General features: G+C 66.3%; 11 protein-coding genes. 8 read left to right on the forward strand and 3 right to left on the reverse strand.

Annotated elements, in window-relative coordinates:
* Positions 1 to 377: 377 nt before the first annotated feature.
* Entirely contained in the window at positions 378 to 722 is a 345-nt protein-coding gene (locus tag QFZ54_RS10515; protein ID WP_307086950.1) for a DNA primase, read from the reverse strand.
* A gap of 79 nt (positions 723 to 801) precedes the next feature.
* Positions 802 to 2,061 carry a multidrug effflux MFS transporter gene (locus QFZ54_RS10520; RefSeq protein WP_307086951.1) on the reverse strand — a complete coding sequence of 420 codons (1,260 nt, stop codon included), beginning with the start codon at positions 2,059 to 2,061 and terminating at the stop codon, positions 802 to 804.
* 128 nt (positions 2,062 to 2,189) lie between these two features.
* Between QFZ54_RS10520 and QFZ54_RS10525 the strand changes: the two genes are divergently transcribed.
* From QFZ54_RS10525 to QFZ54_RS10540, 4 genes are all read left to right on the forward strand, one after another.
* Positions 2,190 to 2,687: a hypothetical protein gene (locus tag QFZ54_RS10525; RefSeq protein ID WP_307086952.1), complete on the forward strand. Its 498-nt coding sequence runs from the start codon at positions 2,190 to 2,192 to the stop codon at positions 2,685 to 2,687.
* A gap of 113 nt (positions 2,688 to 2,800) precedes the next feature.
* Positions 2,801 to 3,757, forward strand: coding sequence for an isopenicillin N synthase family dioxygenase (locus tag QFZ54_RS10530; protein WP_307086953.1), 957 nt, complete (start codon positions 2,801 to 2,803; stop codon positions 3,755 to 3,757).
* A 355-nt stretch (positions 3,758 to 4,112) separates the two neighbouring features.
* Positions 4,113 to 6,887, forward strand: coding sequence for a DNA polymerase I (polA, locus tag QFZ54_RS10535; RefSeq protein ID WP_307086954.1), 2,775 nt, complete (start codon positions 4,113 to 4,115; stop codon positions 6,885 to 6,887).
* A 133-nt stretch (positions 6,888 to 7,020) separates the two neighbouring features.
* Positions 7,021 to 8,538, forward strand: coding sequence for a lipopolysaccharide biosynthesis protein (locus tag QFZ54_RS10540; RefSeq protein ID WP_307086955.1), 1,518 nt, complete (start codon positions 7,021 to 7,023; stop codon positions 8,536 to 8,538).
* A gap of 4 nt (positions 8,539 to 8,542) precedes the next feature.
* Here the strand turns inward: QFZ54_RS10540 and QFZ54_RS10545 are convergent, their stop codons facing one another.
* Complete coding sequence (locus QFZ54_RS10545; protein WP_307086956.1) at positions 8,543 to 9,571, reverse strand: polyprenyl synthetase family protein; 1,029 nt, start codon at positions 9,569 to 9,571, stop codon at positions 8,543 to 8,545.
* 149 nt (positions 9,572 to 9,720) lie between these two features.
* On the opposite strand from QFZ54_RS10545, the gene QFZ54_RS10550 reads away from it, so the two are divergent.
* The 4 genes from QFZ54_RS10550 to mprF all read left to right on the forward strand — a co-directional run bounded on the left by QFZ54_RS10550 (position 9,721) and on the right by mprF (position 13,918).
* On the forward strand, positions 9,721 to 10,008 hold the full coding sequence (locus QFZ54_RS10550; RefSeq protein WP_307086957.1) for a chorismate mutase: 288 nt from the start codon (positions 9,721 to 9,723) through the stop codon (positions 10,006 to 10,008).
* Between the two features lie 211 nt (positions 10,009 to 10,219).
* Positions 10,220 to 10,912: an AcvB/VirJ family lysyl-phosphatidylglycerol hydrolase gene (locus QFZ54_RS10555; RefSeq protein WP_307086958.1), complete on the forward strand. Its 693-nt coding sequence runs from the start codon at positions 10,220 to 10,222 to the stop codon at positions 10,910 to 10,912.
* 10 nt (positions 10,913 to 10,922) lie between these two features.
* Entirely contained in the window at positions 10,923 to 11,339 is a 417-nt protein-coding gene (locus QFZ54_RS10560; protein WP_307086959.1) for a DUF2147 domain-containing protein, read from the forward strand.
* The gene (mprF, locus tag QFZ54_RS10565) at positions 11,324 to 13,918 is read left to right on the forward strand and encodes a bifunctional lysylphosphatidylglycerol flippase/synthetase MprF (protein WP_307086960.1); all 2,595 of its coding nucleotides are present in this window, start codon (positions 11,324 to 11,326) and stop codon (positions 13,916 to 13,918) included. The genes QFZ54_RS10560 and mprF overlap by 16 nt, the downstream gene beginning before the upstream one ends.
* The last annotated feature ends 33 nt before the right edge of the window (positions 13,919 to 13,951 follow it).

A 13,951-nucleotide genomic window follows, 5' to 3' on the forward strand; every position in this document is an offset into this window, starting at 1 on the left:
AAACAGGCCGGCGGGCACATGGTTGCACAAAAAATGTCACATTCGGGGAACTGTTCGGCTGTGTTGCGTTACAGCAACGGTTCCTGTCATTTACATGAACGAAGCATGGCAGCGCTGGGGCAGACTAGGCAGGAATACAGCGGAAAAGCGGCAAAAAGCAGTTCGCTCGGATTTGGGAGCCATCTGCTTAGATGCTGGTGATCTGCTGTGTGCGGTGCAGCATGAATGGAGTTTTCCCGCCTTTTCCGCAGCCGCCGGGCGGCTCGGTTCCGGGCAGCGGAGATCCTGTGGGCGACCTACGAAGAGCCCTGTAACGCACCGTCGGGAAACGTGCAGGCTAGGAGCGACGCGCCCATCACGGGCGCGTCGCGGATCGTTCAGGGCTTCAGCGCGACGTCGTCGGCGTCCTTCAGGTCTTCGTCGTCGTCGATGGTGTCGTCGTCGAGTTCGTCCTGGACGTCGTCCTCGTCCATGTCGGCTTCGTCCATCGTGACCGACGAATCCGTCTCGCCGACTTCTTCGGAGTCCATCCCGGTCTCGTCGATCGACTCGTCGTCGGTGTCGTCTTCGCCCAGGTCGGGTTCGAGGTCGGTCAGGATGATGCCGTCGCTCGGCCCGTTGCGCGTGGCCTCGAGGATCTCGGCGCGTTGGCTCTCGTCATAGCCTTCTTCGTCATAGCCGTCGTCGCCCGAACCGGCACTCGGCACCTGATGTCCGCCCATGGTCACACTCCCTCGTTCCAGGACGCCCGCACGTTGCGGGCCTACCGGATGCGAACGGTGGACGTGCGCGGTGGTTCCTTCAAGCGCGCGTGGGTGCGGGTGACGCCGGCCGGAACAGGCGACCCCGCTCGGTGACCAGGATGGAAACGAGCGCGGCGAGCCCCGCGATCAGGAACCCGCCGACCAGCGGCACGGTGGTGCCGTCGAACGCCTGCCCGATCAGCGCGCCGAACACTGCGCCGACGGTGACGCTCAGGAACCCCTGCACGCTCGACGCGGTGCCGGCGATCCGCCCCATATTCTCCATCGCCATCGCCGAGAAGTTCGACGTCGCCAGCCCGAAACAGCCCAGCGTCAGCGCCTGGAAAACCGCGAAACTGACCAAAGTCTCGAAGCCTATCTCGATCGCGAACAAATGGACGAGCGAGACCAGGATCATCAGCGACAGAGCACCATGGCTGATCAGGCGGGTGCCCAGCCGCATCACGATCCGCGAGTTGAGGAGATTGCAGATTGCCATCGTCACCGACGTCGTCGCGAAGATCAGCGCGAGCAGCGACGGCTTGTGGAACACGTCCGCCATGATCTGCTGGATCGAATTGAGATAGCCGTACAACGATCCCAGCAACGCGGTCGAGGCGAGTGTATAGCCAAGCGAATTGCGGTCGCCGAGCGTCTGGCGCCAGTCGCCGAGGATCCGCCCCGGTGTGATCGGCAGGACGTTCTCGGCCGCCAGCGTCTCCGGCATCCGCAGGTAGAACCAGATCAGCACGCCCAGTGTCAGCACCGCGACCGTCCAGAAGATCGCCCGCCAGTCGCCGAACTGCAGCACCGTCCATCCGAACGTCGGCGCGAGAATGGGAACGATCATGAACACCATGAACGCAATCGACATGACCCGCGCCATAGCCCGCCCATGATAGCAATCACGGACCAAGGCGATCGTCGCGACCCGCGCCGCGGCAATGACCGCCCCGCCAAATGCCCGCGCGGCCAGCAGCAGCGTGAAGCTGCCCGCGGTCGCGCACGCGACGTTCGCGATGATGTACAGAACCAGCGACCACAACAGCACCGTCCGCCGCCCGAAACGATCCGCGAGTGGCCCATGGACGAGCTGCGCGACGCCGAAGCCGATCACGAACGCGGTCACCACGAACTGCCGACCGTTCTCCGACGCGACGCCAAGCGAGTCGCCGATCGCCGGCAGCGCGGGGAGCATCGAATCGATACCGAGCGCAGTGAGCGACATCAGCGAGGCGACGAGCGCGACGAATTCGACGAAACCGATCGGCGCGCCACGCATCGCCAGCGCGTCGGATTGGGGATCCTGGGTCTGCATGATGCGTGCGCCTTTACCCGCTCGGGCGATCGCACGGAACCCGCTAACCGGCGCGGTTCCGCGATGATTGCACGATGCGCTGATGCCTCCTATCTGTATTGCCAGAACAACACACTTCGGAGATAGCCATGATCCGCCCGCTCCTGCTCACCACCGTCGGTCTCGTCGGCGCGCTCGCAATGTCCGCGTGCGACCGCTCTAACGAAGGCGCGTCGGTCTCGATCAACGCCGATGGCGGCAATGTGCTCGGCGCAATCAACGGCGAGACCGGAGAGATGAAGATCGACGTCCCCGGCTTTCAAGGCTCGGTGAAGCTGCCGAAGATCAAGATCGACACGAGCAACTTCGATCTCAACGGCGTGCGGCTCTACCCGGGTTCGACGATCAAGACTCTCAACATCGTCGGCAACGACAAGAGCGGCGGTCTCCGCGTGGCCTTCGCCAGCCCTGCGACGCCGCTAGTCGTGCGCGACTGGTTTGCACAACGGCTCGGAAAGGTCGGCTATCAGGTGCATCCCGAGGGGGCGAACCTGATCGGCACGACCGACGAAAACAAACCCTTCCGCCTCGAACTGGCTCCGGATGGCAAGGACCAAGCGACCGGGACGATCGTCATCAGCGGGTAAGGCGTAAGGGGGATGAGAGGGATACGTAAATCTCAACTCACCCTAACCCAAGCATTTGGCACGGCATCGCCGATCCCCTATATCAGCAGTCCCCAAATCCGGACACGAACCCCATGCTCGACACCCCCGCCGCCCAGGTCCCGACGCTCAGCCTCGCCACGCAGGACACCGACCCCGATGGTTTCGCCGCCGCGTTCGGCGAATCGTTCGAGCGATACGGCTTTGCGATCGTCGCCGATCACGGCATCCCCGCCGACCTGATCGAGCGCGCCTGGGCCGAGACGAAGCTCCTGTTCGACCTCCCCGAAGACGAGAAGCGCGGCTATCACATCCCCGGCGGCGGTGGCGCGCGCGGCTACACGCCGTTCAAGACCGAGATCGCCAAAGACGCGAAGGTCGTCGACCTCAAGGAATTCTGGCACGTCGGCCGCGAACTCCCCGAGGGTCATCGCTATGCGGACACGATGGCGCCGAACGTCTGGCCGACCCGCCCCGAGGGTTTCAAGCCGGTCTTCCTCGAACTCTTCGCCGCATTTGACCGTGCCGGCGACAAGCTCCTGTCCGCGATCGCGCGCCACCTGAAGCTCAAGCCCGACTGGTTCGATCCGGCGGTGAAGGACGGCAACAGCATCCTTCGTTTGCTGCATTACCCGCCGATCCCCGCCGATGCAGAGGGCGTCCGCGCCGGCGCGCATGAGGACATCAACCTCATCACGCTGCTGCTCGGCGCCGAGGAGGCCGGCCTCGAACTGCTCGACCGCGCCAACGGCCGCTGGCTGTCGATCAAGCCGCCCGAAGGTGCGATGGTCGTAAACGTCGGCGACATGCTCCAGCGCCTGACCAACAAATTGCTGCCCTCGACCACGCACCGCGTCGTCAACCCGCCCCCCGAACGCCGCGGCCACTCGCGCTATTCGATGCCGTTCTTCCTCCACCCGGCACCCGATTTCCTGATCGAGACGCTGCCCGGCACGATCACGCCGGACAACGCGAACCGCTATCCGACCCCGATCACTGCGCATGATTACCTGTACGAGCGGCTGGTCGAGATCGGGCTGATCAAGAAGTAAGCCGGGTTTAACCGCCCTAATCCTCCGCTCCTCTCGAACCAAAGAAGCATGTTTCCCCGCGAAGGCGGGGATCCAGACTGGGCTCCCGCCTTCGCGGGAGAACAAAGTAGCGTTCACCCTGACCACTGCACCACCCCGGCGAAGGCCGGGGCCCAGTTGGAAAGGTTGCAGTAACGACGTACGTCGCTTCGTTATAACTGTCCCCCAACTGGGCCCCGGCCTCCGCCGGGGTGGTGCCATCTCTCAGGGCGGTTCGAGCGCGGGCCATCCCCCCACCGCTTTTCTCTCCACCTGATACCCAACAACCACGCTTCGCCCATTGGTCCGGGCCCCCGCATCCGCTAGACCGCGCGCGATGCCCCATCTCTATCTCGTCGACGGCTCCGGCTATATCTTCCGCGCCTATCACCGGCTGCCGCCGCTCACCAACAAGCATGGCGAGCCGGTCGGCGCGGTCTATGGCTACACGACGATGTTGTGGAAGCTCGCGGACGAGGTCCACGCCGCCGACGGCCCTACACACATGGCGGTCATCCTCGACAAGTCGTCGAAGACCTTCCGCAACGATCTCTACGACAAGTACAAGGCGCAGCGTCCACCCCCGCCCGAGGACCTCGTCCCGCAGTTCCCGATGATCCGCGACGCCACGCGCGCGTTCAGCCTCCCCTGCATCGAGACCGAAGGACTCGAAGCCGACGACATCATCGCCTGCTATTCGAAGGCCGCGCTCGCGCAGGGCTGGGAAGTCACGATCGTCAGTTCCGACAAGGACCTGATGCAGCTCATCGAGCCCGGGCTCGACATGTACGACACAATGAACAACCGCCGGCTCGGCGCGGAGCATGTCGCGGAGAAATTCCACGGCGTCACCCCCGCGCAACTCGGCGACGTGCTCGCGCTGATGGGCGACAGCGTCGACAACGTCCCCGGCGTGCCCGGCGTCGGCCCCAAGACCGCGGCGAAACTGATCCTCGAACACGGCGATCTCGAAGCCGTACTCGCCGCCGCCGACGGCATGAAGAAAGGCAAGCTCCGCGACAATCTGATCGAGCATGCCGAGATGGCACGGCTATCCAAGGTGCTGGTCTCGCTCAAATGCGATGTCGCGCTGCCCGAACCGCTGGAGGATCTCGAACTCAAGGGCATTCCAGACGCGCCGCTGCGTGCATTCCTCGAGCATCACGGCTTCAAGTCGCTGCTCGCCAAGCTCTCCGCGGTCGCCGACGTGCCGGTCGCCGAGTCGCCCGTCGTCGCCGACATGGACGACGACGAGCCGTGCAAGCACGACGACTACGAGACCGTGGTCGACGAAGCCGCACTCGATCGCTGGATCACCGTGGCCAAGCACCAGGGCTGGATCGCCATCGATACCGAGACGACTGGCATCGACGCGACCCGCGCGGATCTCGTCGGGATCAGCATGGCGCTGCATCCGAACCTCGCCTGTTACGTACCTATTGCGCATGGCGGCACGGATTTGCTCGCGGAAAACCCGGTCCAGCTCGATCGCGCGCTCGTGCTCGCAAGACTGAAGCCGTTGCTGGAGGATCCGAACGTCCTGAAGATCGGCCACAACCTCAAATACGACATGATCGTCCTCGGCCGCGCCTACGCGCCCACCGGCGGCGTGCAGATCGACCCGTTCGACGACACGATCGTGATGAGCTTCGATCTCGACGCCGGCCTGCACGGCCACGGTATGGACGAACTCGCGGCAACACACCTCTCGCACAGCTGCATCGCGTTCAAGGACGTCGTCGGCACCGGCAAGACGCAGCGCACCTTCGACGAAATCGACCTCAAGGCCGCCACCCGCTACGCCGCCGAGGACGCCGACGTGACGCTTCGCCTGTGGCGCCGCTTCAAGCGCCGCCTTCCCGCGGAAGGCTCGACCCGCGTCTACGAGATGGTCGACCGCCCGCTCGTGCCCGTCATCGCGCAAATGGAGATGCATGGGATCAAGGTCGACGCCGCGAAACTGTCGAAGCTCTCGACCGAGTTCGCCGGCCAGATGGCGAGCCTGGAAACCGAAATCCACGCGCTCGCCGGCGCGCCGTTCACGATCGGCAGCCCCAAGCAGCTTGGCGACGTGCTGTTCGAGAAGATGGGCATCAAGGGCGGCCGAAAGGGCAAGTCGGGCGTCTATTCGACCGACGTCAACGAACTCGAACGGATCGCCGCCGACAAGGATTCGCCCGGCGCGGTCATCGCGCGAAAAGTGCTCGACTGGCGCCAGCTGTCGAAGTTGAAATCGACCTACACCGACGCTTTACAGGCGCAGATCAACCCGGCGACGGGCCGCGTCCACACGTCGTACAGCCTCACCGGCGCGCAGACTGGCCGCCTGTCGTCGACCGATCCGAACCTGCAGAACATCCCGATCCGCACCGAGATCGGCCGCCAGATCCGCGACGCGTTCGTGGCGGAACCCGGCAATGTCATTCTCGCCGCCGATTACTCGCAGATCGAGCTGCGCTTGGCCGCGCACATGGCCAATGTCCCCGCGCTGAAGGCGGCGTTCGCGGACGGCGACGACATCCACAGCCTCACCGCGCAGGAACTGTTCGGCGAGGTCAACCGCGACACACGCGGCCGCGCGAAGACGATCAACTTCGCGATCCTCTACGGCATCTCGCGCTGGGGCCTCGCCGGACGCCTCGACGTGTCCGCTGACGAAGCGCAGGCAATGATCGACCGCTATTTCGACCGCTTCCCCGGCATTTCGACCTACATCGTCGAGACGACGGAGAGCGTCCGCGCGACCGGCTACACCACCACGTTGTTCGGCCGAAAAACCCACTTCCCGAGAATCCGTTCGAAGATCCAGCACGAACGCCAGGGTGCCGAACGCGCAGCCATAAACGCCCCGATCCAGGGCACGAGCGCCGACATCATCAAGCGCGCGATGGTCCGCATGGGCCCCGCGTTGCTCGAAGCCGGCCTCCCGAACGTTCGCATGCTCCTCCAGGTTCACGACGAACTCGTGTTCGAGTTGCCGGAAGGGGACGTCGAGGCAGCCAAGCCCGTGATCGAGCAGGTCATGGCCAATGCCGCGCAGCCCGCGGTGACGCTCGACGTACCCCTCGGCATCGAGATCGGCACCGGCCTCAGCTGGGGCGCCGCGCATTGAGCCAGTCGATGCCCGAAAACCTTCCCCCCTCCCTGGAAGGGAGGGGCCGGGGGTGGGTCGGCCTGAGGCAGGCGCAACCGAACCTCACGGGCCGACCCACCCCCTACCCCTCCCTTTCCGGGAGGGGGGAAGCGTGACCGAGGCCACGCAGGATATCGACACGCTCGCCAAGGGCGGTCGGACCAACATCGCCGGCTTCGTCCTCCGCCTAGCCGCGCGCATCCCGTTTCTGTTCATCGCCGGCCGCATCTACGGACCTGACCTCGTCGGCCGGTTCGCCATCGCGGTCGTGGTCGTCGAACTCGCGGCCTTGCTGGCGACGCTCGGCCTGAAACGCGGCCTCGCCCAGGCGCTCAGCAGCGCCGACCGCCCCCATGCCAACGTGGTCTGGGACGCGATGGCGGTCGCCTTCGTGGCGTCGCTCATCGCCAGTGCGGTCCTCTGTACGTTCCCGCAGATCATGTATCCGAACAGCGCGATCACCGGCCTCGACCGATTCCTGCCGCTGATCATCGTCGCGGTCGCCTGGTCCGACGTCAGCCTCGCCGCGCTCGCATACCGCCTCAACGTCAAGGCAGCGGTCACCGCCCGCGCGGTGGTCGAGCCGTGGACGATCTCGATCGCCGCCTGGGCGTTCTCCTATTTCACGATCCGCGACGGCCTCGTGCTCAGCTACGTCGCGTCGATGACCGCGGCGCTGATCGCCAGCCTCGTGCCCTTCCTCCGCAGCTATGGCATCCCGCGCGGCTGGTCGCCGCAACTCCGCTCGCTCTATGCGCTCGCCCGCGCCAACGTGCCGCTCGCCGGTGCGGACATCCTCGAATGGGGCAGCCGCAACGTCGACCGCTTCATCCTCGGCGTGATGTTCGAGCCCAAGATCGTCGGCATCTATTACATGGCGCAACAGGTCGCGAGCCTGCCGCAGAAGCTCAAGACCAGCTTCGACCCGATCCTCGGGCCCGTCATCACCCACAGCCTCGCGATCAACGACCGCGCGGCGATCGCCAACCAAGTGCGTCAGGTCGCATTCTGGATCATGGCTGCGCAAGGCGGACTTGCGCTGATGGGCTCGATCCCCGGCGAAGCGGTGATGGGCGTGGTCGGGCCGCAGTTCGTCGCCGGCACCGCCGCGCTCGCGTTCCTGCTGACTGCCGAAGTGCTCGCCTCGACCGGCGCGGTCAGCGAATCCGCGCTCGTCTACATCGCCCGCCACCGTAACCTGATGATCTCCGCGGCGATGCTCGCGTTCCAGGTCGGGCTCAGCTTCGCGCTGATCTTCACGATCCGCGCGCTCGGCTATCCGGTCAATTACCAGGCGGCAGGCCCGGCGATCGCACTGATGCTATCGGTGGGCGTGACCTCGATCATCAAGGCGAAGCTGCTCGGCCATCTGCTCGGTGCGAAGGTCTCGCCGTGGCGCTGGCCGCTGGTCTGGGCAGCCGGCGCCGCGATCGTCGTCGGCGGCGCGTTCACCGCATTGCCCAAGCGCTACGAATGGGTCGAACTCGCGATCGGCGAACCCGCGATCGCCGCGACCTATCTCTACATCCTGTGGAAATACGCGTTCGGCCCCGCGGACCGCGCGCTGTTCGGCAAGAAGCCGGAAGCCGTCGAACCCGCGCTACCGCAGACCGGATCGCCGGTCCTCTAGGTCCTCAGTAAGCGCGCGCTACCGCGAACTCGACGGCCTCGACCATCGCGTCCTTGGCGTCGCCATTGGCAAAGCCGCCGATCGAGTCGATCGCGCGCTGGCCGTAATGGCGGGCCCTCGCGAACGTGTCGTCGATCGCGCGGGTCGAGCGGATCAGGCGGACCGCGTGTTGCAGGTCGGCGTCGCTGTCGCGGCGTCCTTCGACCGCATCCTTCCAGAACGCCCGATCCTCGGCCGAGCCGCGTGCGTAAGCCAGGATCACCGGGAGCGTCATTTTCCCTTCGCGGAAATCGTCACCCGCGTCCTTGCCCATCGTGTCCGCGTCCGAGACATAGTCGATCGCATCGTCGACCAGCTGGAACGCGATGCCGAGGTTGCGGCCATAGGCGTCGAGCGCGGCCTCCTCGGCTTCCGGGCGCTCGGCGACGACAGCCGAAATCCGGCAGGCCGCGGCGAACAGCGCGGCGGTCTTCGCGCCGATGATATCGAGATAGCGCTCCTCGCCGAGATCGACGCGGCGCGCGGCGGTGAGCTGGTTCACCTCGCCCTCGGCGATCACAGCGCTGGTCGAGGACAGGATCTTCAGCGCCTTGAGGCTGCCCGCCTCGACCATCAGTTCGAAGCTGCGGCTGAACAGGAAATCGCCGACCAGCACGCTTGCCGGGTTGCCCCAGATGATGTTGGCGGTGCGCTTGCCGCGGCGCAGGTCCGATCCGTCGACGACGTCGTCGTGGAGCAAAGTCGCGGTGTGGATGAATTCGACCGCGGCGGCGAGCAGGTGGTGCTGCGTACCGCTGTAATCGATCAGTTGCGCGCTCGCGAGCGTCAGCATCGGCCGCATCCGCTTGCCGCCGCCCGCGATCAGGTGACCGGCGAGTTCGGGGATCAGCGGTATCTCGGACTGCATCCGGCCGCGGATCACCGCGTTGACCTGGTCCATATCGCCGGTGACGAGCTTGACCATCGGGTCCAGCGAGGGCTGTGACTCGGGATTGGGACGAAGGGTGTCGAGGCGGTGGACGGTAGCGCTCATCTGCCCGTGCCTCTGCCGCCTATGCCCCTGCAAAGCAACCCTTGCCGACCCTCGGCGTGCCCCGGCCTGCCCCAGTCTGCCGTGCGACACCTTGCCGATCCGGCCGCGGCCCCGCAAAAGGCGCGCCGAACCAAGGAAAGGGTAGGTAGGTGGCTGACGACCTGTTGACCGGATACCGCCAGAGCATCGACAATATCGATGCGGCGCTGATCCACATGCTCGCCGAGCGCTTCAAGGTGACCCAGGCGGTCGGCCGGCACAAGGCGACGCACGGCCTGCCGGCCGCCGATCCCGGCCGCGAGGAACGCCAGATCGCCCGATTGCGGCATCTGGCGGCGGAGGCGCAGCTCGACCCGGAGTTTTCGGAAAAATTCCTCCGCTTCATCATCGACGAGGTGATCCGGCATCACGAGCGGCTGGCGCACGATCCCACCTGAGAGATGATTCTCTTCTCTGCCAGGGAGGGGAGGTTCGGGGGTAAGTTGGCTTCCGCATATCGGACCGCTGCAACACAAGCTGGCCGACCCACCCCCAGCCCCTCCCTTTCAGGGAGGGGAGCAGCAGAATGACGAAAACGTCACCCTTGCTCCATTTGTCGATCATTCAAAGGCGTGCAATCGGTTGCGAATGACGTGGTTTCGACGATCGTTGCTCGCTTTTGCCGTGCTCGCAATCGGCGCGACCGGTTTGATGGCCTGGCTCGGCTATTTCGGTGGCCCGCTGTTCACCGACGTCCCCGCCATCACGACCCCGGCAAAGTCCCGCCGCCCGTTCGCCGCGGTGCTGCTGACCGGCGATCTCGGCTACAAGATCGGCATGGCGCCGCAGATCGCGCGGCGGCTGGCTGCGGACGGCGTGCCGGTGGTCGCGGTCAACACGCTCACCTATCTGCGCAAGACGCGGACGCCGGCGGACATCACGACGCTGATCGCGCGCGCCGAACAACGGGCGCTGCGGTTCGGGCAGACCGACCGGGTCGTGCTGATCGGCCAGTCGTTCGGCGCGGACATGCTGCACGTCGGGCTGGTCGACCTCGCCCCCCAATTGCGCGCGAAGATTGCGAAGTTGGCGCTGATCGTGCCCGAGAACACCGTCCAGTTCCGCGCGTCCCCGAACGAAGTGTTCGATTACTGGACGCCGACCACCGATGCGCTGCCGACCGCACGCCGTCTCACCTGGACGCCGCTGCTGTGCGTGCAGGGCGTCGAGGAGGCCGAGAGCCTGTGTCCGTTGCTGACCCAGGCCAATGCACGGCGGGTCGCCCTGCCCGGCGGACACCCGCTTCACCGCGACGCCGATGCGCTCTACGACGTGCTATCGCGGTTCGTATTCGCGGATTGAGGATCGACCGATGGTTGCTGCACTGATGGCGCTCGCGATGGCCGCGGGCAGCCCCGCTCCCGCTTCCCCCGCTCCGGCTTTCCCGCTGGAAGGCGTCTGGCATAATCCGAAGAACAGCGTGGCGGTGAAGACCGGTGCCTGCCCCGACGAGACCGGCGGCAGCAAACTCTGTGGCTGGGTCGTCCGCGCCGACGACGAGGCGCAGGCCGACGCGCGCGATGGCGGCACCCCGAAGCTGATCGGCACCGCGTTGCTCCGCGAATACCGTCCGAACGGTCGCAACCGATGGTCCGGGCAGATCTTCGTGCCCGACATGGGCCGCACCTTCGGATCGACGCTGACGCTGGTCGACGCGGACACGATCGACGTGAAGGGGTGCGTGATCGGCGGCTTCCTGTGCAAGACGCAGACGTGGCGACGCGGTTGACGCGCGTGACCAGGATCCGCGACTGGGCCCGAATCCGCGACTGGATCGCACATCGCCGCGGCACGCTGATCGCGCTCGCGGTGCTGGTGGTCGCGGTGCTCGGCTTCGCGGCGATCCACAAGCTCACCGCGGAGATCCGCCTGTCGGAGGTCCTCGCGGCGTTCGCGGCGCTCGGCTGGCCCGAATTGTCCGCGTCGATCGCGCTGACGGTCGTCAGCTACATCGCGCTCACCTTCTACGACACGATCGCGCTCCGGGTGATCGGCCACCCGCTGCCGTGGCGCACCGCGGCGGTCGCCTCGTTCACCAGCTACACGATCAGCCACAATCTCGGCCTCGCGATGCTGACCGGCGGCTCTGCGCGCTACCGGGTCTACAGTCGCGCGGGCCTCGACGAAGCCGCCGTCGCGCGCGTCGTCCTGATCGCCGGCGTGACGTTCTGGGCGGGCGTGATCACCGTCGCCTGCCTGTCGATGGCGCTGCATCCGGGCATGTTGCCGATCGTCCGCTGGACCATGCCGCCGCTGCTGGAGCGGTCGATCGGCATCGCGATCCCGCTGGCGATGCTGGCGATCGTCCTGCGCTATCGCCGCGGCGGGGCGATCGGGCTGTTCGGCTGGCGCCTGCCCTTGCCCGATGCACGGCAGGCGCTGGCGCTCGTGCTGGTCTCGACGGTCGACCTCGCCGCGGCGAGCGCAGCGCTGTTCGTGCTGTTGCCGGGTGCCTCGCCCGATCTCTATCCGGTGCTGTTCCTCGGCTATGCGGTGGCGATCGTGGTCGCGTTGATCAGCCATGTGCCGGGCGGGCTCGGCGTGTTCGAGGCGGTGATCATCGCAACCATGCCGCAGAACAACGCGACCATCCTCGCGGCCCTGCTCGCCTATCGCATCATCTATTACGTCGCGCCGCTGATCCTGGCGGCGGTGTTGCTCGCGTTCCACGAGGGCCGGCAATGGCGCCGTCGCGACCGCACCGCCGGACAGGAGCGTCGCGGCACCGATCCACTGGCGATCGCGCTGCCGCTGGCGCCGTTGCTGCTGGGCGTGCTGGTCTTCCTGTGCGGCGCGATGCTGCTCGTCTCGGGCGCGCTGCCCGCCGCGCCGGGCCGGATGGACGTGCTGGCGGGCGTCCTGCCGCTGCCGATCAGCGAGATGGCGCATGTCGCGGCGAGCCTCGTCGGCGTCATGCTGCTGTTCGTCGCGCTCGGGCTGTACCGGCGGCTCGACGGCGCGTTCTGGGCGGCGCGGCTGCTGCTGGTCACGGGGACGCTGCTGTCGATCGCCAAGGGCCTCGATTACGAGGAGGCGACCGTGCTCGTACTAACCGCCGCCGCGCTGCAATGGACGCGGGCGGCCTTCTATCGCCGGACACGGCTGACCGCGGAGCCGCTGTCGCCCGAATGGCTGGTTGGCGTCGGCGCCGCGATCGGCCTGTCGGTGTTGATCGGCTTCTTCGCCTATCGCCATGTCGGCTATTCGAGTGATCTGTGGTGGCGGTTCGAGACAGACGCGAACCCCTCGCGCTTCCTGCGCACCAGCCTGGCGGTCGGGCTGTTGCTGATCGGCGCGGCGATCTGGCGGCTCTTCGCGGCCGCGCCCGTGCCGATGGTCCACGACGAACTGCCGCGCGACGTCGCCGACGCGGCGCTCGCGCATGCCGACCGCACCGATGCTATGCTGGCCTTCACCGGCGACAAGCGGTTCCTGGTGTCGGACAGTGGCGACGCGTTCCTGATGTACCAGGTGAAGGGCGCGAGCTGGATCGTGATCGGCGATCCGGTCGGCCCTGCTGAAGCGTGGTCCGAACTCCTCTGGGCGATCCGCGCGCGTGCCGACGCTGCGCAAGGTCGGCTGCTGCTGTACCAGATCGGCCTCAGGATCGTCCCGAACGCGATCGAGATGGGGTTGAAGCTCGTCAAATACGGCGAGGAAGCCACCGTCGAGCTGGAAGGCTTCACGCTCGACACGCCCGACATGCGCAGCGTGCGCAAGGCGAGCCGCGTCGCCGAGCGGGCCGGCGCCGAGTTCGCGGTCGTCCCCGCCGCCGAGATGCCCGCGATCATGCCCGAATTGCACGCGATCTCCGACTGGTGGCTGGCCGACAAGAACCACGCCGAGAAGCGGTTCAGCGTCGGCCGGTTCGAGCCGGGGTATATGGCGAAGTTCGACTGCGCGGTGGTGCGGATCGATGGCCGCATTGTCGCTTTCGCCAATGTCTGGGGCACGCCGAACAAGCAGGAGCTGTCGGTCGACCTGATGCGCCACGCCGAGTCGATGCCGCAGGGTGGCATGGACTTTCTGTTCACGCGGCTGATGCTGTGGGGGCACGAACACGGCTATCGCAATTTCTCGCTGGGGATGGCGCCGTTGTCGGGAATCGAGGCGCGACGGCTGTCGCCGACTTGGTCGAAGGTCGCCGCGTTCCTGTTCCGCCACGGCGAGCGGTTCTACGGGTTTGCCGGCCTGCGCGCCTATAAGGAGAAATTCCGCCCGAACTGGACGCCGCGCTACATCGCCTCTCCGGGCGGCACCTCGCTTCTGCGCGGGCTGATCGATTTGCAGGCTTTGGTGAGCCGGTAAGGCTTGCTAGGGGCCCCCGCCTTGCTAGGGCAG

The organism is Sphingomonas faeni (assembly GCF_030817315.1).
GTDB classification, from domain to species: Bacteria; Pseudomonadota; Alphaproteobacteria; order Sphingomonadales; family Sphingomonadaceae; genus Sphingomonas; species Sphingomonas faeni_C.

What these genes read in the sequence shown, in the direction of transcription:
- QFZ54_RS10515 (WP_307086950.1), bottom strand. Translation starts at nt 722, where the DNA reads ATGGGCGGACATCAGGTGCCGAGTGCCGGTTCGGGCGACGACGGCTAT.
- QFZ54_RS10520 (WP_307086951.1), bottom strand. Translation starts at nt 2,061, where the DNA reads ATGCAGACCCAGGATCCCCAATCCGACGCGCTGGCGATGCGTGGCGCG.
- QFZ54_RS10525 (WP_307086952.1), top strand. Translation starts at nt 2,190, where the DNA reads ATGATCCGCCCGCTCCTGCTCACCACCGTCGGTCTCGTCGGCGCGCTC.
- QFZ54_RS10530 (WP_307086953.1), top strand. Translation starts at nt 2,801, where the DNA reads ATGCTCGACACCCCCGCCGCCCAGGTCCCGACGCTCAGCCTCGCCACG.
- polA (WP_307086954.1), top strand. Translation starts at nt 4,113, where the DNA reads ATGCCCCATCTCTATCTCGTCGACGGCTCCGGCTATATCTTCCGCGCC.
- QFZ54_RS10545 (WP_307086956.1), bottom strand. Translation starts at nt 9,571, where the DNA reads ATGAGCGCTACCGTCCACCGCCTCGACACCCTTCGTCCCAATCCCGAG.
- QFZ54_RS10560 (WP_307086959.1), top strand. Translation starts at nt 10,923, where the DNA reads ATGGTTGCTGCACTGATGGCGCTCGCGATGGCCGCGGGCAGCCCCGCT.